Consider the following 23,300-nt stretch of genomic DNA (forward strand, 5'->3'; position numbering starts at 1 on the left):
TCATAATTCATTTTGGGTGGCGCTATCCATGCGCCATTGGGAGAATAGGGAAAACGAACCCGTCATGAGCGCCCCATGATCAAGATTCAGCAGAGTACGCTATACGGCGAGGCGGCAGCCCGCATCCGGGACATGATCAATGAAGGTCAACTGCTTCCCGGCACCCGCATTCCCGAGAAAAAATTGTGCGAGCAGTTCGGCATTTCCCGAACGCCACTCCGGGAAGCGCTGAAGGTCCTGGCGTCCGAGGGCATGGTCGAACTCCTGCCCAACCGCGGCGCGCGAGTGGTGCGGTTGACCCGGCAGATGCTGGAAGAGACCTACAGCGTGATGGGAGCCCTGGAGGGATTGTCCGGGGAGCTGGCCTGCCGTTACATCTCCGAAGCGGAGGTCGCCGATATTCAGGCGCTGCATTACCAGATGATGGCGCACTACAAGCGCAGGGAGATTCGTCCCTATTTCGAATTCAACCAGCGGATTCACGACGCGATCATGCTGGCATCTCGAAACGAGGTGCTGCGGGAGACTCACGCCAGCTTGAACTATCGAATTCAGCGTGTGCGATATGCCACCAACATGACCGATGAGTACTGGAAACAGGCCGTTGCCGACCACGAGGCCATGATCGACTGCTTGCTGGCCCGTGATGGCGAGCGCCTGGGCAGCATTCTCAGGGAACACTTGCGCCACAAGCTCGTGGTGGCGGCGGCTAGCGGCGTGATCGACGACGATCGCGTCGATTCCTACTGAGTAGCAGTTCCACCGGGGCGCGCGAAGGCTGCCGGTACCCGGCCGGGCGGCACTGAAAGCCGGCCTCATCCGTTCCCTACGGTGGTTCGCACCGCCATCCACGCCGGCCCGCTCCCACCGTCGGTCGGCTTTCATGTCGCGCTGTTTCCGCCGCCCATCGAGGTCTCACCCGAGCCCTGGGTGGGGCGTATCCGATTCTGCTGCCGGTCTTCTTTTCTTCCTCTGTTGGCTCTCTCCCGACCCTGATCCCGGTCCCGATCCCGACCCCGATCGAGGGTCGGTGAGTCGAACGGGATTGCCGCGAGTGTCGGCGTCGTTCATGACGAGCACTCGAATTGAATTCATTACCTCTTTGACCTCGCGTCAGGTCGGCGCCTCCCGGCGGCCAGGCCCATGGCGGTGGTGAGACTTTACGCCAATAGACAAATGTTGGATTGGTTGCAATTGAATTATGAATTCATAATTCGATGGCGGGATCCCAAGGTGCTCGCGTTGCGGGGTATCGGCCGAGCGTTGCCAGGAGTCGGACGGCGCTTTCTCGGTCCATCGTTCAGGCGAGCCAATATAAAAAGACAGAAGGACGCCAGTGATGAAAAGTCTCAAGGTTGGACTGGTAGCGCTCGCGCTGTTGGCCGGGGTCGGCCACGCCAGCGCTCAGGAAATCCAGGTCAAGTTTGCCCATGTCGGCGAGCCGGATTCGCTCTTCGCCGATGTCGCTCAGGAATATGCCAAGCGCGCCAACGAGAAGCTGGCGGGCGAAGCCAAGGTGGTCGTCTACGGTTCGAGCCAGCTCGGCGGCGACTCCGAACTGTTGAAGAAACTCAAGCTGGGCACCGTCGATCTGGCGCTTCCCTCGACCGTGATGAGCAGCGTGGCACCGCAGTTCGCGCTATTCGAGATGCCGTATCTCATCGCCGATCGCGACCATATGGCCAAGGTCCGCGACGAGGTGGTGAGGCCTCAGCTCTACCCGGTCGCCGAGAGCCGTGGCTACCACATCATCGGCGTCTGGGAGAACGGCTTCCGCCAGATCACCAACAACGTCCGTCCGATCAACACGCCGGCCGATCTTTCCGGCATCAAACTGCGCGTGCCGCAGGGCGTGTGGCGGGTCGAGATGTTCAAGAGCTACGGTGCCAACCCGTCACCCATGGCGCTCTCCGAGGTGTTCGTCGCCCTGCAGACCGGGGCGATGGATGGTCAGGAAAACCCGCTGGTCCAGACCTACGCCTCGCGCCTGCAGGAAGTCCAGAAGTACCTCTCGCTGTCCGACCACATCTACACCCCAGCCTTCGTGACCGCCGGCATGAGCTGGAACCGGCTGCCCCAGCACGTCCGTGACGTACTCAAGGAGACGGCCGTGGAGATGGAACCCTATGCGCTGGAGCAGGGGGCGAAGCTCGACGAGGAGACGCTCGCCAAGATGCGTGATGCCGGCCTGCAGATCAACGAGGTCGATCGCCAGGCCTTCATCGACGCCTCCAAGCCGGTCTACGACAAGTTCATCAAGGACGTCGACGGCGGTCAGGAGATGCTCGACAAGGTGCGTGAACTGCAACCCGCCAGTTAACTCGCGCGTCCGGTCGCGCCCGCCAGACCGGGCGTGGCCGGGCGGCGGACGAAGGAGCCGCCTGTGAAAACCCTGAATACGCTGCGCGATGGTTTCAGCCGCCTGCTAGAGGTCATCGTCGTCATCAACATGCTGATGCTGGCGGGCATCGTCATCGTCGGCTTCCTCTCGCGGCTGGTGGGGTCGCCCTTCACCTGGTACGACGAGGCCGCCTCGATCAGCCTGGCCTGGTTGACCTACTACGGGGCGGCGCTGGCTGCGGCCAAGGGCGCGCACATCGCCTGCCCCAGCATCGTCAATGCCTTTCCGCCGAAGGTGCGGCTACCGGTCGCGCTGATGGGAGAAGCGGTGACCATCGCCTTCTTCGTGCTGCTGGCGGTGACCGGCTGGCAGGTCGTCCACATCCTGGCGGGCTCCACCATGATCAGCCTGACCAGCGTCTCGTTGCAGTTCACCCAGTCGGCGCTGCCGATCGCCTCGGTCCTGTTCATCGTCGCCGAGCTGCTGCGGCTGCCGGAAGTCATCCGTCAGGCGCGTGGCGAAGGCTTCGTCGATCACGAGCTGGAGGAGGTGGGCCTGAGCCCGAACATGGCAAGTCAGTCCGATGCGGGGAGTGCGACACGATGATTCTGGCCTTGATGTTTGCAGGACTGCTGCTGTTGATCGTGCTCAACGTGCCGATCGCCATCGCGCTCGGGCTGGTGGGCGCCGTTGCGGTGTACTCCAGCTACGGCGTCTATGCGCTGCCCAACATCGGGCTGACCATGTTCGAGGGGGCGACCAACTTCCCGCTGATTGCCATTCCCCTGTTCATCCTGGCCGGGGCGATCATGAATGCGTCGAGCATCTCGCGTCGCCTGATCGATTTCGCCGCTTCGCTGGTCGGCTTCGTCAAGGGCGGCCTGGCCATGGTCACCATCGGCTCCTCGATCTTCTTCGCCGAGATCTCCGGCTCCGCGGTCGCTGGCGTTTCTGCCCTGGGCAGCCTGCTGATCCCGGCGATGAAGAACCGGGGATACTCCAAGGAGTTCGCCGCGGCGATCTCCTCGTCCGCCGCGAGTCTGGCGATCATCCTGCCGCCTTCGATCCCGATGATCCTCTACGCGGTGATGTCGGGAGAGTCGGTGGTCAAGATGTTCGTCGCCGGCATCTTCCCGGGGCTGCTGGGAGCGCTGGGCCTGGCTGTCGTCTGCTACTTCCTGGCACGCAAGCACAACTTCCCTTCCGAAGGGCGCTTCCAGGCCAGCCGGGTGTGGAAGTCGTTCAAGGAGGCGATCTGGGCGTTGCTGATCCCGGTGATCATCCTCGGCGGGATCTTCGGTGGCATCGTCACCGCCACCGAGGGTGCGGCGCTGGCGGTGGTGGTCGCCATCTTCATCAGCGCGGTGATCTATCGCGAGTTCTCGTTGAAGACGCTGTGGAAGTCCTGCCTGGATGCGGGCGTCCAGACCGCCGTGGTGATGCTGCTGGTCGCCAGCTCCGCGCTGGTGGGACTCTATCTCACCGAGTCCCAGCTGCCGCAACAGCTGGCTCACTCGATTGCCGGACTGACCGACAACAAGTACGTGATCCTGGCGCTGCTCAACATCATCTTCCTGATCCTGGGGATCTTCCTGCACTCGGCAGCGGCGATCATCCTGGTGGTGCCGATCGTGCTGCCGCTGATCATCCAGGTGGGTATCGATCCGCTCCACTTCGGCCTGATCGTTACCCTCAACCTGGCCATCGGGCAGCAGACCCCGCCGGTGGCAAGCGTACTGATCGCGTCGTGCTCCATCGCCAAGGCCGACATCTGGCGCACCACGCGAACCAATCTCTGGTTCCTCGGCGTGCTGTTCATCGTGCTGATATTCAACACCTATGTCCCGGATTTCGCGCTGCTGCTGGTGCACCTGATCTACGGCAGCTGAGACCGGAACCCGACCAAGCTGGAGACCCGTCACCATGACCCGAGAGGATTCGATTCGCTGTCACAAGCGCGGCGCGATCGGCTGGATCCGCTTCAACCGGCCCGAGGCTCGCAACGCGATGACCTGGCACATGTACGAGACCATGCATCAAGCCTGCCGGCAGTTCGACGAGGATGAAGAGGTCAGGCTGATCGCCTTCCGCGGCGAGGGTGGCGAAGCCTTCGTGGCGGGTACCGATATCAAGCAGTTCGCCGACTTCAAGGGGCCCGAGGATGGCATCGACTACGAGCGCCGGATCGACCGCATGATCGGCGGCCTCGAGCAGCTCGCCACGCCGACGGTGGCGCTGCTCGATGGTTACTGTATCGGCGGCGGCGCGGCCATCGCCCTGGCCTGCGATTTCCGTTACGCCAACGACAATCTCAAGTTCGGGATTCCCATCGCCAGGACCCTGGGCAACTGCATGTCGATCACCAACGTGTCGAGGCTGGTCGACCTGATCGGGATCCCGCGCACCAAGCGGGTGCTGATGCTGGCGCAGACGATCGAGGCCGAGGAGGCATCGTCCATCGGCCTGATCGACGCCGTCGTCGGGAGTGAAGCCCTGGACGAGGCGGCGGAGAAACTCGCCGAGAAGCTTTCCGGCCATGCGCCGTTGACGATGCGAGCCGCCAAGACCTGCATCAACCGAATCCTGGAGGCGCGTCGACCCGCGCATGATGCCGCCGATGACCTGATCGCGCTCTGCTATACCAGCGACGACTTTCGCGGTGCCGTCAGGCGTTTCGTCGACAAGACACCGTACACCTGGCAGGGCCGCTAGGCGCCACAGCGACGCCACCCCGTTCCCACTCGCCGGAAAACGCGGACGCCGAACCCGCCCGCGGTGGGAACGTGCGCGCCCGACCTGCCACGCCACTCGCAGCCGTGCTGCTCGCCATTCGAAGGCCGTTAGGGGGAATCGCCATGTTACCGTTGGAAGGCATGAAAGTACTCGACATCTCGCAGATCATGGCCGGCCCGTACTGCACCATGGTGCTGGGGGACATGGGCGCGGACGTGATCAAGGTGGAGAAGACCAATGGCGGCGACGACAGCCGTCAGATGGGTCCTTACGTCAATGACGAATCCACCTGTTTCGCGCAGATCAATCGCAACAAGCGCAGTATCTCGCTCAATCTCAAGGAGCCCGACGGGCTGGCGCTGTTCTACCAGTTGGCGAAGGAAGTGGACGTCGTGGTCGAGAACTATCGGCCCGGAGTGACCCAGTCGCTGAAGATCGACTACGACACGCTCAAGGAGATCAATCCCGGCCTGGTCTACTGCTCGATATCCGGCTACGGCCAGACCGGGCCGTATCGGCGCAAGGGCGGCTTCGACCTGGTCGCCCAGGGGATGACGGGGCTGATGTCGATGACCGGCGAGCCGGGGCGACGGCCGTTGAAGACCGGGGTCGCGGTCTATGACATCGGGGCCGGGATCACCGCGATCTACTCGATACTGGCGGCCTACATCCACAAGCAGAAGACCGGCGAAGGGCAACTGGTCGATGTCGCGATCGCCGAGTGCGGCCTGCCGTGGTTCACCTGGGAAGCGGCCGCTTACTTCGCGGAGGGGCGGGTCCCGCAGCCGACCGGGTGGCGACACCGTGTTTCCGCGCCTTATCAGGCGGTCAAGGTCCAGGACGGCTACATGATGCTGGGGTGCGCCAACCAGCGTACCTGGGAGCGGTTCTGTCACGACGTGCTGGCACGTCCCGACTTGACCGAGGATCCTCGCTTCCTCACCAACAGCGATCGCGGTCGCAACGTCGACGTCCTGGAGTCGTTGCTGGAGGAGTTGATGTGCACGGCCGACACCCAGCACTGGCTGAGCCGGTGCGACGAAGCCGGGGTCCCGGCGGGGCCGATCAACGACTTCGCCCAGGCGATGGACGACCCGCACTACCGGGAGCGGGGAATGGTCCAGGAGCTCGATCATCCCGTGATCGGGCGCATGCAGACCATCGGCTTCGCCAGCAAGCTGTCGGCGACGCCTCCCCAGATCCGACGCCCGGCGCCGGTGTTCGCGCAGCATACCGAAGAGGTCCTGGCCACGCTGGGCGTGGGAGGGGAGCGTCTCGCCGCCCTGCGCGAGCGTGGCGTCGTCCGCTGACGCCGGGCTCGCGCCACGTTCAGTCGACAGCGCCGGAGAGTGAGGCGGTCTCCTGGGATCGCCTCGCTTCCTCCTCCAGCCAATCGTGAACCGCCTGCACCCGGCGGTCGTCCAGGGCGCCTTGCTGGTAGACCAGCCCGTAGCGCTTGCCGGTGGCGACCGAGCCGGCGAACGGCGCGATCAGGCGGCCGCTGGCCAGTTCATCGCCGATCAGCGTGCGCCGGGCGATCGCCACCCCCATGCCGGCGATCGCCGCTTCCACGGTCAACTGATTGCGGTTGAAGGTGTAACCCCGCCGGACATTGACCCGCTCGCCGCCGATCGCCCCCAGATAGTGCTCCCACTCGGCATAATCGTGGCTGCCGCGCCAGGCCGTCACGTCGTGCAGCAGGGGGTAGTAGCCCAGCGCCTCGGGATGCGTGAGCGGGGGCCTTCTCCTGAGCAGCTGCGGCGAGCAGACGGCAAAGATCTTCTCGTCGATCAAGGCGGTTGTCTGGAGGCCGGGGTAGTGGCCGTCGTTGAGATCGATGGCCAGATCGTAGCCGCCGTCGAGCAGCGAGAGGTTGCTGTCCTCGGCGGTGATGTGCAGATCGATATCGGGAAAGCGGGCCTGCAGGCGCGGTAGCCTCGGCATCAGCCACTTGGCCAGGAACGAGGGCAGACAGCGCAGCCGCAGCACGCCGCTCATGACACCGCCGCGCAGGCGGTCGACCTCCAGGCCGACGGCTTCGTAGGCCTGCGACACGACCCCGGCCAGCCGCTCACCCTCCTCGGTGAGCGCCAACTGCCGTGGCAGGCGTCGAAACAGCCGGAACCCCAGGCGCTCCTCCAGCTGCTTGATCTGCTGGCTGACCGCGCCGGTGGTCACGTGCAGTTCCTCCGCCGCACGGGTGAAGGAGAGATGCCTGGCGCTGACGGCGAAGACCTTTAGCCAGGCGTGGGTCTGAGCGTTGAGAGACTGGGTCATGATTTAGCCTGGCTAAAACCCTGGGCAGATATATTCGATTGAGACCGGTGTAACTGGCGAGCACACTGAAGTCAAACTACACCAAGCATCGGTTCTCGTAACGACGCTTTCTGACTCCAGTGCGACGCCTCCAGGGGGGACGACCATGACCTTCAGCGTGTTTGACCTGTTCAAGATCGGCATCGGGCCCTCCAGCTCGCACACCGTGGGGCCGATGCAGGCCGCCCACACCTTCGTCACCACGCTGCGCGAGCAGGCGCTGCTGCAGCCGGTCAAGCGGGTCACGGTCACCCTCTATGGCTCGCTCAGTGCCACCGGCAAGGGCCACAACACCGACAGCGCGGTACTCGGCGGGTTGATGGGCGAGCAGCCGGTGAGCGTCGATCCCGACGAGCTGGCGCTCAAGCTCGCCGCCGTCGACCGCGATCATCAGTTGTCGCTGGCCGGCTTGCACACTATCGACTTCGATCCCGCCCGCGACGTCGAGTGGTGCGACGAGATCCTCGAGTACCACACCAATGCGCTGCGGCTGGTGGCCAGTGATCGCCGCGGCGCGACGGTCTACGCCAACACCTACTACTCGGTCGGCGGCGGCTTCGTGGTCGACGAGGAGCAGGCCGAGCACGGCGAGAGCGCCACCCGCGGCGTGCGCCTGCCGTTTCCGTTCCGCAATGCGGTGGAGCTGCTGGAGATCTGTCGCCGCGAGGGGCTGTCGATCAGCGAGGTAATGCTCGCCAATGAGGGCGCCTGGCGTGGCGAGGCCGAGACCCGTGCCGGCCTGTGGCGCATCTGGGAGGCGATGAAGGCCTGCGTCGACAGCGGCCTGGATCAACAGGGCGTGCTGCCGGGCGGTCTCAACGTGCGTCGGCGGGCACCGAATCTGCACCGGCGACTGATGGCGCTCGACGACGACAAGGGGCTGATCGCCAGCACCTTCTCGGCGATGGATTGGGTCAACCTCTTCGCGCTGGCGGTCAACGAGGAGAACGCCGCCGGACGACGCATGGTCACCGCCCCCACCAACGGCGCCGCGGGGATCGTGCCGGCGGTGCTGCACTACTACATGAAGTTCCAGCCCGGAGCGTGCGAGAAGGATGTGGTGCGCTTTCTGCTGGCGGCCGCCGCGATCGGCATTCTGTGCAAGACCAACGCCTCGATCTCCGGCGCCGAGGTCGGCTGTCAGGGGGAGGTGGGGTCGGCCTGCGCGATGGCTGCGGCGGGGCTGGCCGAGCTGCTCGGGGGTAGCCCGGCGCAGGTCGAGAACGCCGCCGAGATCGGCCTCGAGCACAATCTGGGGCTGACCTGCGATCCGATCGCGGGGCTGGTCCAGGTGCCCTGTATCGAACGTAACGCCATCGCCTCGGTGAAGGCGATCAATGCCGCCCAGATGGCGCTGCGTGGCGACGGCGAGCATTTCGTCTCCCTCGACAAGGTGATTCGCACCATGCGGGATACCGGGCGTGACATGCAGGACAAGTACAAGGAAACGTCCCGTGGCGGTTTGGCTGTCAATACGATCGAGTGTTGAACGGCCGGGGTGAGACGGACCGATATCCCGGCCCTGTACCAGGCCGTTCACCCTAATGCGTGATAACGACAATCGCCTCTGGCTGTGCCAATATCGACGTCCTGAATCAGGGCCTGACACGGTGGCCCAGGAAGCACGTAACAAGGGCAAGGGTCATGAGCCAAGACAGTTGCATTATCTGTCATTTCAAGCACTACGGTGAGCTTTCCGATAATGACGAGGCCCTGCTGGCCGAACTCGAGCAGAGCCCAACGGAAATCAAGGGCGACCAGATACTGTGGCAGGAAGGTGATGTTGCCCGTGAGTTCTGTACCCTGAGCAAAGGCTGGGCCTACTCCTTCCGTCACATGGAAGATGGCTCCCGTCAGATTCTCGAGATCTACCTCCCCGGCGATATCATCGGGCTGAGGGAGTTCGCCTTCAAGGAGCGGCTGACCGGCGTCGCCATGCTCGAGGATGGTGTCGTCTGTCATTTCCCGCATCGCCGGTTGATCAATGTCTTCCGGGAATCGCTGACCCTGTCAGCCATCTTCTTCGCCATCTCCTCGCACCAGCAGGCGCTGCTGACCGAGCGGCTGGTCAACCTGGCCCGGCGCAGCGCGCGCCAGCGCCTGGCCCATCTGATCTACGAGATGTATGTGAGACTGGAGCGCACCAAGGCGCGGGACGGCAACAGCATTCGCCTGCCGCTCTCCCAGCAGCACCTCGGCGACGCCCTGGGATTGTCGTCGGTGCACGTCAGCCGCACGCTGACCGCATTCCGGGAAGAGGGGCTGCTGCTGCGCTCGCGCCAGCGTGTGGAGCTGCCCGATCCCGAGGCGCTGGCGCGGGAAGCGGAATTCGGCGATGCCTACCTCAACGACGGTATCGATCACTTCTTCCATCACTGAGTCGACGGTTCACGAGGTACCGGGTCGGGACGTTGCCGGCCCGGCTGGCAGTCACGGCGCGAACGGCTAGCCGGCGGCAATCGCCTCCGGCAGCCGTGCGGCCAGGAAATCGACCAGCAGACGTATCTTCGAGGAGAGCTGGCGGTGACGGGGATACACCGCCCACACCGCGGTGTCGGTGAACTGGTAGCGGTCCAGCACGGCCGTCAGCAGGCCCTGACGGATTGCCGTTTCCACATAGTAGTCCGGCAACTGGGCCAGGCCGATGCCCTTGCACGCGGCATCCAGCAGCGCCGGCCCCGAATTGCCCCGCCAGTTCCCCTCCACGCGAACCTCCCGCTGTCGACCATCGACGCTGAACAGCCAGCTGTCCCGCGATCCGACCAGGCAGTTGTGGTGCGGCAGCTCGGAAAGACTGTGCGGCGTCGGATAGCGCTGGAAATAGGCGGGGGCGCCGACGACGTATTCGCGACGCTGGCACAGCCGCCGCGACAACAGGCTCGAATCCCTGAGCACGCCCATGCGAATCGCCACGTCGAAACCCTCGTCGATCAGCTCGACCGTACGATTGGTGAAGTGAAGACGCACGTCGAGCTGCGGATAGCGACAGTGGAAGTCATTGACCAGCGGCGCGATGAAGCGCTCCCCGAACGTGGTGGCGCAACTGATGGCGAGCCGCCCCTGGGGCTGGGACTGAAGTTCGTTGAGTGCGGCCTCGGCTTCCTTGAAGCCGTCCAGCAGCGAGCGGCAGTGTTCGTAATACACGGCGCCGCCATCGGTCAGCCGAATCTGGCGCGTGGTCCGGTAAAGCAGCGGCGTTCCCAGCTCCTGCTCGAGTTGGCTCACCAGTCGGCTCACATGGGAGTTGGAGACCTTCAGCGACTGGGCGGCGCGCGAGAACGTGCCCAGCCGGACCACGGCAACGAATGCCTCGATACCATCCCAGCGTGACATGCCGACTCCTCCCTTCGCGCTGCAGACCCATTATTGTTGCATGGCAACAATCATCTGCGAAATGCCTGGTTTATTGCCTGGCGGCGTGCGCCTAGACTGAGACCATGAGAGTCGCCATGGCGCCGGCCGGCTGTCGAGCGACCCATCGAAGTTCCTCAAGCTCATAGTGGAGACCTGATATGAAATCGCGTGCCGCAGTCGCCTGGGAAGCAGGCAAGCCGCTCTCGCTGGAAGAGATCGATGTACAGGGCCCCAAGTCGGGCGAAGTGATGGTGCGCATGGTCGCCACCAGCGTCTGCCATACCGACGCTTATACGCTCTCCGGCAAGGACCCCGAGGGCCTGTTCCCGTCGGTGCTGGGCCATGAGGGCGCCGGCGTCGTCGAGGAGGTGGGCGAGGGGGTCACCAGCCTGAAGCCGGGCGATCATGTCATCCCGCTCTATACCGCCGAGTGCGGCAAGTGCAAGTTCTGCCTCTCGGGCAAGACCAACCTGTGTGGCGCGGTGCGTGCGACCCAGGGCAAGGGGCTGATGCCGGATGGCACGACCCGCTTCTCGAAGGATGGCACCTCGCTGCATCACTACATGGGCTGCTCGACCTTCTCCGAATACACCGTGCTGCCGGAGGTGTCGCTGGCCAAGGTTTCCAAGGAGGCCCCGCTGGACAAGATCTGCCTGCTCGGCTGCGGCGTCACCACCGGGATTGGCGCGGTGCTCAATACCGCCAAGGTCGAGCCGGGCTCCACCGTTGCCGTGTTCGGCCTGGGGGCGATCGGGCTGGCGGTGATCCAGGGCGCGCAGATGGCCAAGGCGTCGCGGATCATCGCGATCGATGTCAATCCTGACAAGTTCGAGCTGGCGCGGCAGTTCGGCGCTACCGAATTCGTCAACCCGAAGGATTACAGCGATCCGATCCAGCAGGTGATCGTCGATCTGACCGACGGCGGCGTCGATTACTCCTTCGAGTGCATCGGTAATGTCAACGTGATGCGTTCGGCGCTGGAGTGCTGCCACAAGGGTTGGGGCGAATCGATCATCATCGGTGTCGCCGGTGCCGGCGAGGAGATATCGACCCGCCCGTTCCAACTGGTCACCGGTCGGGTCTGGAAGGGCTCCGCCTTCGGTGGCGTCAAGGGCCGCAGCGAGCTGCCGGGCTACGTCCAGCGCTACATGGATGGCGAGATCAAGATCGACGAGTTCGTCACCCACGACATGCCTTTCGATCAGATCAACGAGGCGTTCGAACTGCTGCACGCGGGCAAGAGCATTCGCACCGTGCTGCACTTTTGATACGGGCCCGAAGCCGCCTGAAAAACAGTCAACACGCGCCCGAAGCCGCGCGAAAAACAGTCAAGACGCCGCGCGAAGCGCATTCGACACGCGCTTGAGGCCGCGCGAACCGCGTCCGATACGCGTCCCATCCACCGGCGGTGATACCGCCGGTGCTGCAAGGAGAAAACCATGTCGATGAGCGAGCAGTTGGAGCTGGTCTCGGCCACCAAGAGTTTCGGTGGCTGGGTCAAGCGCTACAAGCATTACTCCCGGGCGCTGGATTGCGACATGATCTTCGCGATCTATCTGCCGCCGCAGGCCGAGGAAGGGCGCGTGCCGCTGATGTGGTGGCTCTCCGGCCTGACCTGCAACGACGAGAACTTCATGCAGAAGGCGGGGGCGCAGAAGACCGCCGCCGAGTTGGGCATTGCAATCGTCTGTCCGGACACCAGCCCCCGCGGGCTGGACTTGCCCGGCGAGCACGAGAGCTACGATTTCGGCTCCGGCGCGGGCTTCTACCTCAACGCCAAGCGCGAGCCGTGGTCGAAGCACTACCGGATGTACGACTACGTGACCGAGGAGCTGCCCTCGGTGGTGCGGCTGCACTTTCCGGTCAACGGGCGCGAGTCGATCAGCGGCCACTCCATGGGTGGCCATGGCGCGCTGGTACTGGCCCTGCGCCAGCCTGGACGCTATTCGGCAGTGTCGGCGTTTGCGCCGATCGTCAACCCGACCCAGGTGCCGTGGGGGCAGAAGGCGTTCGAGAACTACCTGGGCGACGATGTCGGTCTGCGCACCCAGTACGACGCCTGCGAACTGGTCGCCAAGGGCTCGTCGCGCCAGCCGCTGTTCATCGACCAGGGTGAAGCGGACAACTTCCTTGAAGAGCAGCTCAAGCCCGAGCGGCTGGAAGCGGTGTGCGAGGAGCACGACCACCCGCTCACGCTGCGTCGCCACCCCGGTTACGATCACAGCTACTTCTTCATCGCCAGCTTCATCGACGAGCACCTGCGCTATCACGCCGAGAGGCTCTACGCCAAGCGCTGAGTGGGATCGCGGTTCCGTTGATTCGTCGGGACCGAGAGTCGATCGTTTCGCGGCACGCCCCAGGCGTGCCGCTTTTTCGTTGGCCGGCCTGGGACGGCGGCCCGACTGGAGGCGTCGCGGTGGACTCCCGTCAAGCGGGTGCCGGTATGTCGATCGGCTGCTGCGGGGTGGCGGCTCCATGAAACCAGTGAACGTGATGAATCCTGAGGCCGACTCGATGCCCTACGTCGAGTGCCAGCGCCTTGAAAGCCTGTCGCGTCAGTTCAATCGTGATCCTGCCACTCTCGGTCTCGGGGCCAGGTCCGCCACTGGCATCGGCGACGGGGACGGCTTCGAGATGATAGCGGCTGCCCATGGGTTGGACGTGACGAATGCTCACCTGCCAGTCAGCCGCCGGACCCCGGAGAATCTCGATATCGTGGGGCCGAATGTAGGCGTTCTGTTCGGCCAGATGGAGCGTATCCAGCGTCCGGGGTAGTGGCAGACGCCAGCTACCACTGTGGAAAGCGCCATTGCGAACGCAGCCCCTGAACACATTGACGTTGCCAATGAAGGTGGAGACGAACGGGGTGCGGGGGGTGTCGTAGATTTTCGCGGGCGTGCCCAGCTGTTCGATTCGGCCATGATTCATGACCACAATGCGACTCGCGACCTCCATGGCCTCCTCCTGGTCGTGGGTGACGAACAGGCTGGTCACGTGGAGCTCCTCGTGCAGGCGACGCAGCCAGCCTCGCAACTCCTTGCGAACGTTGGCGTCCAGCGCGCCGAAAGGCTCATCGAGGAGCAGGTATCGAGGTTCCACCGCCAGCGCTCTGGCCAGCGCGATGCGCTGACGCTGGCCGCCGGAGAGCTGGGGCGGAAAGCGCCTGGCCAGCCAGTCGAGCTGTACCAGGTCCAGCAGTTCGTGGACCCGACGACGAATCTCGGCTTCCGGCGGGCGTTGAGCGCGCGGCTTGACCCGCAGCCCATAGGCGACGTTCTCGAACACGCTCATGTGATTGAACAGGGCGTAGTGCTGGAAGACGAATCCGACCTGGCGGTGGCGGATGGGCTCGAATGTCATGTCCCGTCCCTCGAGCAGGATGCTGCCGCTGTCGGCGAACTCCATGCCGGCGATGCTGCGCAGCAGGGTGGTCTTGCCGCAGCCGGAGGGGCCGAGCAGCGCCACCAGCTCGCCATCGTCGATGGACAGCGAAATGTCGTCCAGTGCCGTGAAGTTGCCGTAGCGTTTGGTCAACTGGTTAACGTGGATGCTCATGACGATGCACTCTCCCATTGGCGCTGCTGGCGCCACTCGACGATCGACTTGGCGATCAGGGTCACGATGGCGAGGCCGGCCAACAGCGTGGCGACGGCGAAGGCCGCGCTGAACTGATACTCGTTGTAGAGAATCTCGACGTGCAGCGGCAGGGTGTTGGTCGACCCCCGGATATGACCGGAAACGACCGACACCGCGCCGAACTCGCCCATGGCGCGCGCGTTGCAGAGAATCACGCCATACAGCAGTCCCCACTTGATGCGTGGCAGCGTGATCGTCCACAACATCCGCCACGGGCTGGCCCCGAGCATGATCGCCGCCTCTTCCTGTTCCGCGCCCTGCTGCTGCATCAGCGGTATCAGCTCGCGGGCGACGAACGGCAAGGTGACGAACATCGTGGCCAGGACGATACCCGGCAGGGCGAAGAGGATGGGAAAACCGTTGGCGGCGAACCAACCGTCGAACCAGCCCTGCGCGCCGAAGATCAGAATGAAGACGAGGCCGGCGATGACTGGCGATACCGAAAAGGGCAGGTCGATCAGCGTGGTCAAAAGGCTTCTGCCCGGGAACTCGAACCGTGCGATACACCAGGCGGCGGCAACGCCGAAAAGCGTATTCAGCGGCACGCAGACGAGCGCCGCGAATAGTGTCAGCCCAATCGCGTGGCGCGTGTAGCGATCGGTGATGGCGGTCATGTAGGTCTGCCAGCCATCCCGGAAGGCTTCGACCAGCACGGCGACCAGGGGCAGGATCAGGAACAATCCGATGATCGCCATTGCCAGCGAGCTCAGCAGGTAGCGGACGAGAGGCGTTTCATCTGCCTGCGGTCGAGCCACGATGTGGCGGTGGGGGGTGCTATTCACGAGGCTCTCCTCAATCCTGTCCGGTGCGCTGGCGTGTCCAGTGCTGCAGGCCGTTGACGACCAGCAGCATGATGAAGGCCACGACCAGTGACGCCAGCGCAATGACGGTGGCGCCGGCGTAGTCGTACTGCTCCAGCTTGGTGACGATCAGCAGGGGCACGATCTCGGACTTCATCGGCATGTTGCCGGCGATGAAGATGACCGACCCGTACTCCCCCAGTCCTCGCGCGAAGGCGAGCGAGAACCCGGTCAGAATGGCCGGCACCAAGGGCGGTAGCAGTACGCGGTAGAAGGTCTGCCAGCGTGATGCGCCCAGACTGGTCGAGGCTTCCTCCTGCTGTCGGTCCAGCTCCTGAAGTACGGGTTCGACCGTGCGCACGACGAACGGCAGCCCGATGAAGATCAAGGCCACGACGATGCCCATTGGCGTGAAAGCGATGCGAATCCCCCAGTCCGTGAAGAACTGCCCCAGCCAACCGTTGGGGGCGTACAGCGTCGTCAGCACGATCCCGGCGACAGCCGTGGGGAGTGCGAACGGCAGATCGATCAGGGCATCGAGGCTGCGCTTGAAAGGCAGCGGATAGCGCACCAGCACCCAGGCGACGACCAATCCCAGCAGCACATTGGTGAAGGCCGCGGCAAAGGCGGTCGAGAAGCTGACGCGAAATGCCGCCAGCACCCTGCGATCCGCCAGCGCGTGCCACATGCCGCCGAGACTGAGCTCGGCGGATTGGGTCACGAGAGCCGATAGCGGGATCAGCACCAGCAGCGAGAGCGTGAATACCGTGATGCCCAGGCTCAGCCCGAACCCCGGTAAGCGTGTCTTTCGATGGCTCATGAGCGGTCGGCTTCCACGCGGTCAGGGCTGATAGATCTTGTCGAAAACACCGCCATCGTCGAAGTAGGTCGCCTGCGCTTCGCGCCAGCTACCGAAGACTTCATCGACCGTGTGCAGCTCCAGCTCGGGGAAGCGCGCGAGATCCTCTTTCGAGGCAGCCTCTGGATCGACCGGACGATAGTAGTTGGCGGCGACCAGGGCCTGGGCTTCCGGAGAGTAGAGGTGTTCGAGATAGGCGCGGGCGGCTCTCTCGGCGGCCTCGCCCTTGTTCTCGACGTTGCCCTCGACGACCGCCACCGGCGGCTCGGCAACGACGCTGACCGAGGGCACCACGATATCGAACTGACCGTCGCCCAGCTCTTCGGTGGTCAGGAACGCTTCGTTCTCCCACGCCAGCAGCACGTCGCCGATATCCCGCTGGACGAAGGTGTTGGTGGCACCACGGGCGCCGGAGTCGAGTACCGGCACATGGCGGTAAAGATCGCCGACGAATTGCCGCGCTGCCGCTTGTGCGGCGCTGACCTCATTGGTGTACCGGGGATCGTCGAGCTTGCCCAGGTCGCCCAGCTGTTCCTTCAGGACGTAGATCCAGGCGGCCAGGAAGTTCCAGCGCGCGCCGCCGGAGGTCTTGGGGTTGGGCGTGATCACCTCGGTGCCATCCTTCGTCAGGTCATCCCAATCCCGAATGTGCTTGGGGTTACCCTTGCGAACCAGAAACACGATCGTCGACGTGTAGGGAGCGCTGTTGTGCGGCAGCGCGCTCTGCCACGCCTCGGGTATCTTGCCGGTGCGATCGGCGATGGCATCGATGTCGTAACCCAGCGCCAGCGTCACCACATCCGCCGGTAGGCCGTCGATGACGGAACGCGCCTGCTTGCCGGATCCCCCATGGCTCTGCTCGATGGTGACGTTGTCGCCGGTCTGCTCGCGGTACCAGTGGCTGAACAGCGGGTTGTAGGCCTGGTACAGCTCCCGCGTCGGATCGTAGGAGGCGTTGAGCAGCTCGATCTCTTCCGCCTGGGCGAATGTCGTCGCGGCCAGCGCGGAAAGTCCCAGCGCGCCGGCAAAGGTCCACGAAGTCAGTTGGCTCATTGGTCTCGTTCCCTGGAGTCGATCGTTAGGCGGTGTGGAGCGATGACTCTAGGTGAGGGACTGTTCGTTGAAAAAGTAATAAAAAACGAATTGGTTATCGCATTTTTTACTTAGTGGGTCAGTGCCCCGCGAGCGCCTGCTGCACGGTCTCCTCGTCCAGCGTGGCGCTGCACAGCCGAAGAAATTCATAGGCGAAGGCGTGGAGAAAGTGGCCACGTCTGAGGGCGAGATAAGCGGTATTGCGAGGGAACAACGACTCGCCCGACAGCAGCGTCAATCCCCGGTCGCGATCGGGGTGATAGGCCAGTGAGGCGATGATCCCGATCCCCAGGCCGAGCTCGACGTAGGTCTTGATCACGTCGGCATCCAGCGCGGTCAAGACGACATCGGCCGCCAGCGCGGCCTTCTCGAACGCCTGATCGATGCTGGCGCGGCCGGTGAAACCTTCGTGGTAGGTCACGATGGGATAGTCGGCTACGGCCTCCAGGGTCAGGGGGGCGATCCTGGTGAGCGGATGGTCCTCGGGCACGACGATGCTGTGGTGCCAGTGATGGAACGGGAAACGTACGAACGATGCGCCATCCTCGTTGACGGCTTCGGTGGCGATGCCGATATCCACCGCCCCTGCTCTCAACAGGGAGACGATCTCCCCGGGGCTGCACTGGTGGAGCTCCAGATGGACCTTGGGAAAGCTCTCCTTGAATCGAGCGATGACCGGCGGCAGGGAGTAGCGCGCCTGGGTGTGCGTCGTGGCGATCGCCAGCCGGCCCTGGTCCCGGTTCGCCAACTGATGCGCCGAGCGCTTGAGGTTTTCGGCGTCGAGCAGGATGCGCTCGATCGTCTCCAGCAGCGTGCCGCCGGCGGTCGTCAGCCCGAGCAGCCGCTTGCCGCGACGCTCGAACAGCTCGACGCCGAGCTCGTCCTCGAGGTCGCGAATATGTTTGCTGGCACCGGATTGTGAGGTGAAGAGCGCGTTCGACGCCTCGGTCAGGTTGAAGCGTTGGCGCACGGTTTCGCGGACGATGCGTAGCTGCTGGAAGTTCATGGCGGTACCGGTGAAGACAGTTATCGTGGAATATAAATCAGGGTTTTTATTCCCTTTAATACATATTGCTCATATCCATATCGACAATTCACCGCCGCTATTGCCGCTTTGTGTCTATTGCGCGTCGCTTGATGTCAAACTCTGGCCCGCGGGAGGGGCACAGTAGAAGGGGTCATTCAATAACAACTCAAGGGAGAGGACTCATGACCAGAGCAACACGCTCGAGGGCGAAGCGTCGTCTGGTGGCCGCGGTGCTGCCGTTGGCACTGCTGACAGCAGGATCGGCGCAGGCCGATCTCGACCAGGTGCGTCTAGGTGTCTCGCCGTGGCCCGGAGTCACGGTCAAGACCGAGATTGCCGCTCAACTGCTCGACGCCATGGGCTACCGTACCGAACGGAAGGAGCTGGCGGTGGGGGTCATCATCAACGGACTGGCCAACGGCCAGTTGGATGCCTATCTGGGCAACTGGTATCCGGTGCAGCAGGAGATGACCGAACCGCTGCTCGACTCGGGGCGTCTGGCCCACGCCGCGGCCAACATCAGCAACGCCAACGCGGGGCTGGTGGTGCCGTCCTACGTCCACGAGGCGGGGGTCGACAGCGTGGCCGATCTCGATCGCTTCAAGGATCGATTCGACGGCAAGATCCAGGGCATCGAAGCGGGCACCGGCATCAACGACGCCATCCTGAAGGCGATCGCCGAGGACAAGGCCGGACTCGGCGACTGGCAACTGCAGGAGAGCTCCACCGCGGCGATGCTGGCCTTTGCCGGGCAGAAGATCGCCGATCACGAGTGGGTGACGTTCGTCGGCTGGGAGCCGCACTGGATGAACGTCAACTACGACCTCTACTACCTGAAGGATGCCGACGACAGCGGGGTCGCCGATATCATCAGCACGGTATGGACCCTGGTGCCGGGTGACCTCGAGCAGCAGGATGCCAATCTCTACCGCTTCTTCTCCCAGTACCGGGTCGATATCGCCGACCAGAACGACTGGGTCTACCAGTACAGCCACGAAGAGCGCCCCGCCGACGAGGTGGCCAGCGAGTGGATTCGTGCCCACTACGATACCGTGAGCCAGTGGCTGGAGGGCGTGACGGCCAAGGATGGCGAACCCGCCATCGACGCCGTCAAGGCGCAGCTGGATAGCTGAATGCGGACGATCGTTCGACGACCGGCCGTGCGCTGAAGGCGTCGAAGACAGCCAGATGGAATGGCTACGCGTCTTCGAGCCGTCGCGCGATCGCCTGGCAGAAGTCCTGCCAGGCGATCTGCATTGGCGCTAACTCCGCGTGGCCATGCAGCGCCGAGTGGACCATGCCGGGCGCGCAGCGATAGCCCACCGAGGCGCCGGCGTGGCGCCACGCTTCGACCGCCGCCTCCAGCGGGCGAGTGAGCGGGTCGCGCTGGACTGCCAGTGCCTCGATCGCTGGCGTGGGCGGGTGCCCGCCGGGGATCGCCGGCACGTCCGGCGCCGCCATCCGCCACAGCGACAGCACGTCGGCTCGCGACAGCAGCGGGGCATCCTCGCCCAGCGTTTCCGCGGTGGGCGTTCCCACCACCGGATAGATCAGGCCGAGCAAGCCTTGCCATTCACCATCATGGGCGACATCGATCGCCAGCCGGCCACCCGCGCTGTCGCCAATGACGGCGACAGGGGCGGAGATCTCGACGACGGCCCGGCAATCCGCCAGCGCCTCCGCGTAGCTCGCTTCCGGTAGCAACCGGTAGTCGACGCTGACGACCTCGCGCTGCAGGCGCTCGGCCAGATCGGCGGTGATGCCGTGATGACTGTCGACCGAGCCCAGGTACCAGCCGCCGCCGTGGAGGTAGACGACAACGCCGGAGTGGCAGCGAGCCGGCTGAAAGCGGCGGACCTTGACGGCGGCGAGACGCTCGTCGCTAACCCGCATCCCAGCCGGGTCGGCGGGGCGCCTGCGGGCGTGCAGGGCTTCATACTCCCGACGTTTCGTCGTCACCGGCGCCTCGGGATCGGCCTCGCCGAGGCTGAACTGGTGGATGAAATCCTCGATCCGCATCGGGTATCCTCTCTCGGTGGCTGCGGCCAACACGGTAGTCGGCCCACTGGCGTCACGCCAGCGCCTGCGTTGCGTCGAGACGATCGCGACCAACCCCTGCCAGCAAGCCCTTGTTATACTGGGTGTCCACTTCCTCGAACACGAGCTCCCGTTCATGCCGTCAGGTTGGCCGCGCACGCTTCTTCGCTATCTGGTGATCGCCATCGCGGCCTTCGTGGGTTTGTCGGTGCTGTTCGTGCTGGTGTTTCGCTTCGTGCCGGTATTCGGCTCGATGGTGATGGTGGAGCGCAAGGTGAGTTCATGGTTCCACGGTGACAACCTGGCCATCGAACAGCAGTGGGAGCCGTGGTCGCGACTCTCGGACAACGCCAAGCTGGCGGTGATGGCGGGGGAGGATCAGCGCTTCCCCGATCACTGGGGCTTCGATACCGACCAGATTCGCCGCGCGCTCACCTCGTGGTCGGATGGCGGCGATCTGCGCGGCGCCAGCACGCTGAGCCAGCAGACCGCCCGCAACCTGTTCCTGTGGACGGGCCGCAGTTGGGTCCGCAAGGGCTTGGAAGCCTGGTTCACGCTGCTGCTGGAGGCGCTGTGGCCCAAGCAGCGCATCCTCGAGGTCTACCTCAATATTGCCGAGTGGGATACCGGCGTGTTCGGACTGGAAGCCGCGGCGCAGCACTATTTCGGCACCTCCGCCGCCAATCTCAGCGTGTCGCAGGCGAGTCGGCTCGCCGCGATTCTGCCCAACCCGCGCGGCTGGAGCGCGTCTCGGCCCTCCGCGTACGTCCAGCAGCGGGCGGCCTGGATCCAGCGCCAGATGCGCAATCTCGGCGGCACCGCCTTCCTTCAGCGGCTCGACTGACGCTCCGGCCGGCTCCGGCTGGCTCAGCCGTCGGCCCAGTCGGCCAGCACCGCGTCGCGCTTCTCCAGCAGGTGGCGCTCCATCAAGGCGCCCAAGGCGGGCCCGTCACGCGCTTCCAGCGCACTCATCATGTCGCGGTGCTCCTCCACCGCCTTGCGCCACTTGGCTTCAGAGCGATTGGAAGAGAGCCGCAGCGGATGGAGGCGCCGGTTGAGCGACAGGTAGGTCTGGCGCAGGGCGTCGTTGCGGGCGGCCCGGTTGATCAGGTCGTGAATGCGCTGGTTGGCATGGTAGTAGGCGGGCAGGTCATGGCGCTGCCAGTGGCCCAGCATCGCCTCATGGGCCTCGCGCACGTCCGCCAGCTCTTCCGCGGTGATCCTGAGCGATGCCAGTTCGCCGGAGAAACGCTCCAGCGCGCTCATCAGCTCGAAGGTGTCGTGAATCTCCTGGCGGGTCATGCGGGTCACGAAAGTGCCGTAGTTGGGCGAGATCGTCACCAGCTTCTCGGCGGCCAGCACGCGCAGCGCCTCGCGTAGCGGGGTGCGCGACACCGCCAGCCGCTCGGCCAGTTCGCGCTCGTTGATCCGCTCGCCGGGTTCCAGGCCGCCTTCGGTGATCAGGTCGTGTAGTCGCTCCACGATCTTGTCGTGCAGCGCGGCGCGCTCGATGCGCAGTGGTCGGGCGGTGAGATCGAGCGCGGTATCGTCGGATGTCTGCATGCATTGAACCCTGTCGGTTTCCTTCTTTCTATCGCAAGCGCTCGATCGTGGCTACTGCCCATGACGGGATGATCGGCTCCTTCTTCGAGCCCGTGAGCGGCTGCCACACGCCTTTTTTCGTACTTGATCGTGGCCTGCGACTTATGTCGTGGTTTGTCGGCGCACGATTATTCGGCATATTGCGTAATGAATGCAAAAAACAATGTGGAGCAGGTCCTCTGCTTCACTTCCCAGGCTCCACCCCTGGCCTCACCTCTGGAGATGCCGTCATGCTCGAGCTGGACCAACACCCCTCCGGTCGCCATTTTTTGCAGATTCCGGGACCGTCGCCCGTGCCGGATCGCATCCTGCGGGCGATGAGCCTGCCGACCATCGATCATCGAGGTCCGGAGTTCGGCGAACTGGGCCTGAAGGTACTGGGAGGCATTCGCAAGATATTTCAGACCCAGCACCCGGTGATCATCTACCCGGCATCGGGAACGGGGGCGTGGGAAGCGGCACTCTCCAATACCCTCAGTCCCGGCGATTCGGTGCTGATGTTCGAGACCGGGCATTTCGCCACGCTGTGGAAGCAGATGGCTCTGCGACTCGGGCTCCAGCCGGAGTTCCTCTCCCTGCCGGAATCGCAGAGCTGGCGTCATGGCGTACAGCCGAAGCTGATCGAGGCGCGCCTGCAGGAAGACCGCGAGCATCGAATCAAGGCTGTGTGCGTGGTGCACAACGAGACCTCCACCGGGGTGACCAGCGATATCGCCGCGGTGCGCCGGGCCATCGATGCCGCCGACCATCCGGCGCTGCTGCTGGTCGATACCATCTCGGGCCTGGCGAGCGCCGACTACCGTCACGACGAGTGGGGCGTCGACGTCAGCGTCTCCGGTTCCCAGAAGGGGTTGATGCTGCCACCCGGAGTCAGTTTCAACGCGTTGTCGCCCAAGGCGATCGAAGCCAGTCAGCGCTCGACCCTGCCCCGGGGATTCTGGGCCTGGGACGAGATTCTCACCGCCAACGCCAACGGCTACTGGCCCTACACGCCGAACACCAATCTGCTCTACGGCCTCGCCGAGGCGCTGGACATGCTGCTGGGGGAGGGGCTGGAGCAGGTCTTCGCCCGTCACGAGCGCTGGGGAGAGGGCGTCCGGCGCGCGGTCAACGCCTGGGGACTGGAGATCCAGTGCCAGGAGCCAGCGCTCTATTCGCCGGTGCTGACGGGCGTGGTGACGCCGGAGGGTATCGATGCCGACGAGGTTCGCCGGACCATCTACGACCGGTTCGATCTGTCGCTGGGGACGGGACTCGGCAAGGCCAAGGGGCGTATGTTCCGTATCGGCCATCTCGGCGACTGCAACGACCTGACCCTGATCGCCACCCTCGGCGGTTGCGAAGCCGGGCTCAAGCTCTGCGGGGTCGAACTGTTCGGCAGCGGTATGCAGGCCGCGCTCGACTTCTTCGCCGACAACCCGGCGCCCGGCACGCCGGCGGCCCGTAAGCTGGCGGCTGATGCGCCGACGGGGCAGCCACAGGCGGATGCCGTCCGCGCCTGAC

The 23,300-nt window shown here is 64.4% G+C and carries 22 protein-coding genes; 13 read left to right on the plus strand and 9 right to left on the minus strand.

The annotated features are described in order from the left end of the window. Positions 1-75 precede the first annotated feature (75 nt). The 6 genes from DOM45_RS18815 to DOM45_RS18840 all read left to right on the plus strand — a co-directional run bounded on the left by DOM45_RS18815 (position 76) and on the right by DOM45_RS18840 (position 6,384). Positions 76-750, plus strand: coding sequence for a GntR family transcriptional regulator (locus tag DOM45_RS18815; RefSeq protein WP_110603061.1), 675 nt, complete (start codon positions 76-78; stop codon positions 748-750). A gap of 589 nt (positions 751-1,339) precedes the next feature. Next, positions 1,340-2,320, plus strand: coding sequence for a TRAP transporter substrate-binding protein (locus tag DOM45_RS18820; protein WP_110603063.1), 981 nt, complete (start codon positions 1,340-1,342; stop codon positions 2,318-2,320). A gap of 63 nt (positions 2,321-2,383) precedes the next feature. Further along, entirely contained in the window at positions 2,384-2,947 is a 564-nt protein-coding gene (locus tag DOM45_RS18825; RefSeq protein ID WP_232822295.1) for a TRAP transporter small permease, read from the plus strand. Next, a complete protein-coding gene (locus DOM45_RS18830) occupies positions 2,944-4,230 on the plus strand; it encodes a TRAP transporter large permease (RefSeq protein WP_205909511.1) in 1,287 nt (428 codons plus the stop codon). The genes DOM45_RS18825 and DOM45_RS18830 overlap by 4 nt, the downstream gene beginning before the upstream one ends. Before the next feature lie 34 nt (positions 4,231-4,264). Next, positions 4,265-5,053 carry an enoyl-CoA hydratase/isomerase family protein gene (locus tag DOM45_RS18835; protein WP_110603065.1) on the plus strand — a complete coding sequence of 263 codons (789 nt, stop codon included), beginning with the start codon at positions 4,265-4,267 and terminating at the stop codon, positions 5,051-5,053. 161 nt (positions 5,054-5,214) lie between these two features. Next, entirely contained in the window at positions 5,215-6,384 is a 1,170-nt protein-coding gene (locus DOM45_RS18840) for a CaiB/BaiF CoA transferase family protein (RefSeq protein WP_240612471.1), read from the plus strand. Between the two features lie 19 nt (positions 6,385-6,403). Here DOM45_RS18840 and DOM45_RS18845 read toward each other — a convergent pair whose 3' ends face one another. After that, positions 6,404-7,351, minus strand: a complete 948-nt coding sequence (locus DOM45_RS18845; protein ID WP_110603067.1) for a LysR substrate-binding domain-containing protein — start codon at positions 7,349-7,351, stop codon at positions 6,404-6,406. Positions 7,352-7,496: 145 nt separating this feature from the next. Between DOM45_RS18845 and DOM45_RS18850 the strand changes: the two genes are divergently transcribed. Together DOM45_RS18850 and DOM45_RS18855 are read left to right on the plus strand one after the other, a co-directional pair. Then, a complete protein-coding gene (locus tag DOM45_RS18850; RefSeq protein WP_110603069.1) occupies positions 7,497-8,879 on the plus strand; it encodes an L-serine ammonia-lyase in 1,383 nt (460 codons plus the stop codon). A 155-nt stretch (positions 8,880-9,034) separates the two neighbouring features. Then, positions 9,035-9,769: a Crp/Fnr family transcriptional regulator gene (locus DOM45_RS18855; RefSeq protein ID WP_110603070.1), complete on the plus strand. Its 735-nt coding sequence runs from the start codon at positions 9,035-9,037 to the stop codon at positions 9,767-9,769. Between the two features lie 66 nt (positions 9,770-9,835). Here DOM45_RS18855 and DOM45_RS18860 read toward each other — a convergent pair whose 3' ends face one another. After that, entirely contained in the window at positions 9,836-10,723 is an 888-nt protein-coding gene (locus tag DOM45_RS18860) for a LysR family transcriptional regulator (protein WP_110603071.1), read from the minus strand. 179 nt (positions 10,724-10,902) lie between these two features. Here DOM45_RS18860 and DOM45_RS18865 point away from each other — a divergent pair, with 179 nt between their 5' ends. Next, complete coding sequence (locus DOM45_RS18865) at positions 10,903-12,012, plus strand: S-(hydroxymethyl)glutathione dehydrogenase/class III alcohol dehydrogenase (protein ID WP_110603073.1); 1,110 nt, start codon at positions 10,903-10,905, stop codon at positions 12,010-12,012. A gap of 171 nt (positions 12,013-12,183) precedes the next feature. Continuing rightward, on the plus strand, positions 12,184-13,041 hold the full coding sequence (gene fghA / locus DOM45_RS18870) for an S-formylglutathione hydrolase (RefSeq protein ID WP_110603074.1): 858 nt from the start codon (positions 12,184-12,186) through the stop codon (positions 13,039-13,041). A gap of 130 nt (positions 13,042-13,171) precedes the next feature. Here fghA and DOM45_RS18875 read toward each other — a convergent pair whose 3' ends face one another. The 5 genes from DOM45_RS18875 to DOM45_RS18895 all read right to left on the minus strand — a co-directional run bounded on the left by DOM45_RS18875 (position 13,172) and on the right by DOM45_RS18895 (position 18,137). After that, positions 13,172-14,299, minus strand: coding sequence for a sulfate/molybdate ABC transporter ATP-binding protein (locus DOM45_RS18875; protein ID WP_110603076.1), 1,128 nt, complete (start codon positions 14,297-14,299; stop codon positions 13,172-13,174). After that, positions 14,296-15,162 (minus strand): sulfate ABC transporter permease subunit CysW, encoded by an 867-nt coding sequence (gene cysW / locus DOM45_RS18880; RefSeq protein ID WP_245392791.1) that lies wholly within the window; start codon positions 15,160-15,162, stop codon positions 14,296-14,298. Before cysW ends, DOM45_RS18875 begins: the two co-directional genes overlap by 4 nt. A gap of 10 nt (positions 15,163-15,172) precedes the next feature. Further along, on the minus strand, positions 15,173-16,000 hold the full coding sequence (gene cysT, locus DOM45_RS18885; protein WP_110603078.1) for a sulfate ABC transporter permease subunit CysT: 828 nt from the start codon (positions 15,998-16,000) through the stop codon (positions 15,173-15,175). A 21-nt stretch (positions 16,001-16,021) separates the two neighbouring features. Then, positions 16,022-17,092, minus strand: a complete 1,071-nt coding sequence (locus tag DOM45_RS18890) for a sulfate ABC transporter substrate-binding protein (protein ID WP_110603079.1) — start codon at positions 17,090-17,092, stop codon at positions 16,022-16,024. A gap of 118 nt (positions 17,093-17,210) precedes the next feature. Next, entirely contained in the window at positions 17,211-18,137 is a 927-nt protein-coding gene (locus DOM45_RS18895) for a CysB family HTH-type transcriptional regulator (protein WP_110603081.1), read from the minus strand. 203 nt (positions 18,138-18,340) lie between these two features. Here DOM45_RS18895 and DOM45_RS18900 point away from each other — a divergent pair, with 203 nt between their 5' ends. Further along, positions 18,341-19,291 (plus strand): ABC transporter substrate-binding protein, encoded by a 951-nt coding sequence (locus DOM45_RS18900; protein WP_110603083.1) that lies wholly within the window; start codon positions 18,341-18,343, stop codon positions 19,289-19,291. A gap of 64 nt (positions 19,292-19,355) precedes the next feature. On the opposite strand, the gene DOM45_RS18905 is transcribed toward DOM45_RS18900, so the two are convergent. Next, positions 19,356-20,177 (minus strand): alpha/beta hydrolase fold domain-containing protein, encoded by an 822-nt coding sequence (locus DOM45_RS18905; RefSeq protein ID WP_110603084.1) that lies wholly within the window; start codon positions 20,175-20,177, stop codon positions 19,356-19,358. Positions 20,178-20,331: 154 nt separating this feature from the next. Here DOM45_RS18905 and mtgA point away from each other — a divergent pair, with 154 nt between their 5' ends. Continuing rightward, positions 20,332-21,039 carry a monofunctional biosynthetic peptidoglycan transglycosylase gene (mtgA, locus tag DOM45_RS18910; RefSeq protein ID WP_110603085.1) on the plus strand — a complete coding sequence of 236 codons (708 nt, stop codon included), beginning with the start codon at positions 20,332-20,334 and terminating at the stop codon, positions 21,037-21,039. A gap of 23 nt (positions 21,040-21,062) precedes the next feature. Here mtgA and DOM45_RS18915 read toward each other — a convergent pair whose 3' ends face one another. Beyond that, complete coding sequence (locus DOM45_RS18915; protein WP_110603087.1) at positions 21,063-21,758, minus strand: GntR family transcriptional regulator; 696 nt, start codon at positions 21,756-21,758, stop codon at positions 21,063-21,065. Positions 21,759-22,027: 269 nt separating this feature from the next. On the opposite strand from DOM45_RS18915, the gene DOM45_RS18920 reads away from it, so the two are divergent. Beyond that, a complete protein-coding gene (locus DOM45_RS18920) occupies positions 22,028-23,299 on the plus strand; it encodes a pyridoxal-phosphate-dependent aminotransferase family protein (RefSeq protein ID WP_110603088.1) in 1,272 nt (423 codons plus the stop codon). The last annotated feature ends 1 nt before the right edge of the window (position 23,300 follow it).

The sequence above is a fragment of the Salinicola lusitanus genome (genome assembly GCF_003206045.1).
Taxonomy (GTDB): domain Bacteria; phylum Pseudomonadota; class Gammaproteobacteria; order Pseudomonadales; family Halomonadaceae; genus Salinicola; species Salinicola lusitanus.

Coding starts and splice junctions, on each gene's coding strand:
- DOM45_RS18815 (WP_110603061.1), top strand. CDS start 76: ATGATCAAGATTCAGCAGAGTACGCTATACGGCGAGGCGGCAGCCCGC.
- DOM45_RS18820 (WP_110603063.1), top strand. CDS start 1,340: ATGAAAAGTCTCAAGGTTGGACTGGTAGCGCTCGCGCTGTTGGCCGGG.
- DOM45_RS18830 (WP_205909511.1), top strand. CDS start 2,944: ATGATTCTGGCCTTGATGTTTGCAGGACTGCTGCTGTTGATCGTGCTC.
- DOM45_RS18835 (WP_110603065.1), top strand. CDS start 4,265: ATGACCCGAGAGGATTCGATTCGCTGTCACAAGCGCGGCGCGATCGGC.
- DOM45_RS18840 (WP_240612471.1), top strand. CDS start 5,215: ATGAAAGTACTCGACATCTCGCAGATCATGGCCGGCCCGTACTGCACC.
- DOM45_RS18845 (WP_110603067.1), bottom strand. CDS start 7,351: ATGACCCAGTCTCTCAACGCTCAGACCCACGCCTGGCTAAAGGTCTTC.
- DOM45_RS18850 (WP_110603069.1), top strand. CDS start 7,497: ATGACCTTCAGCGTGTTTGACCTGTTCAAGATCGGCATCGGGCCCTCC.
- DOM45_RS18855 (WP_110603070.1), top strand. CDS start 9,035: ATGAGCCAAGACAGTTGCATTATCTGTCATTTCAAGCACTACGGTGAG.
- DOM45_RS18860 (WP_110603071.1), bottom strand. CDS start 10,723: ATGTCACGCTGGGATGGTATCGAGGCATTCGTTGCCGTGGTCCGGCTG.
- DOM45_RS18865 (WP_110603073.1), top strand. CDS start 10,903: ATGAAATCGCGTGCCGCAGTCGCCTGGGAAGCAGGCAAGCCGCTCTCG.
- fghA (WP_110603074.1), top strand. CDS start 12,184: ATGTCGATGAGCGAGCAGTTGGAGCTGGTCTCGGCCACCAAGAGTTTC.
- DOM45_RS18875 (WP_110603076.1), bottom strand. CDS start 14,299: ATGAGCATCCACGTTAACCAGTTGACCAAACGCTACGGCAACTTCACG.
- cysT (WP_110603078.1), bottom strand. CDS start 16,000: ATGAGCCATCGAAAGACACGCTTACCGGGGTTCGGGCTGAGCCTGGGC.
- DOM45_RS18890 (WP_110603079.1), bottom strand. CDS start 17,092: ATGAGCCAACTGACTTCGTGGACCTTTGCCGGCGCGCTGGGACTTTCC.
- DOM45_RS18895 (WP_110603081.1), bottom strand. CDS start 18,137: ATGAACTTCCAGCAGCTACGCATCGTCCGCGAAACCGTGCGCCAACGC.
- DOM45_RS18900 (WP_110603083.1), top strand. CDS start 18,341: ATGACCAGAGCAACACGCTCGAGGGCGAAGCGTCGTCTGGTGGCCGCG.
- DOM45_RS18905 (WP_110603084.1), bottom strand. CDS start 20,177: ATGCGGATCGAGGATTTCATCCACCAGTTCAGCCTCGGCGAGGCCGAT.
- mtgA (WP_110603085.1), top strand. CDS start 20,332: ATGCCGTCAGGTTGGCCGCGCACGCTTCTTCGCTATCTGGTGATCGCC.
- DOM45_RS18915 (WP_110603087.1), bottom strand. CDS start 21,758: ATGCAGACATCCGACGATACCGCGCTCGATCTCACCGCCCGACCACTG.
- DOM45_RS18920 (WP_110603088.1), top strand. CDS start 22,028: ATGCTCGAGCTGGACCAACACCCCTCCGGTCGCCATTTTTTGCAGATT.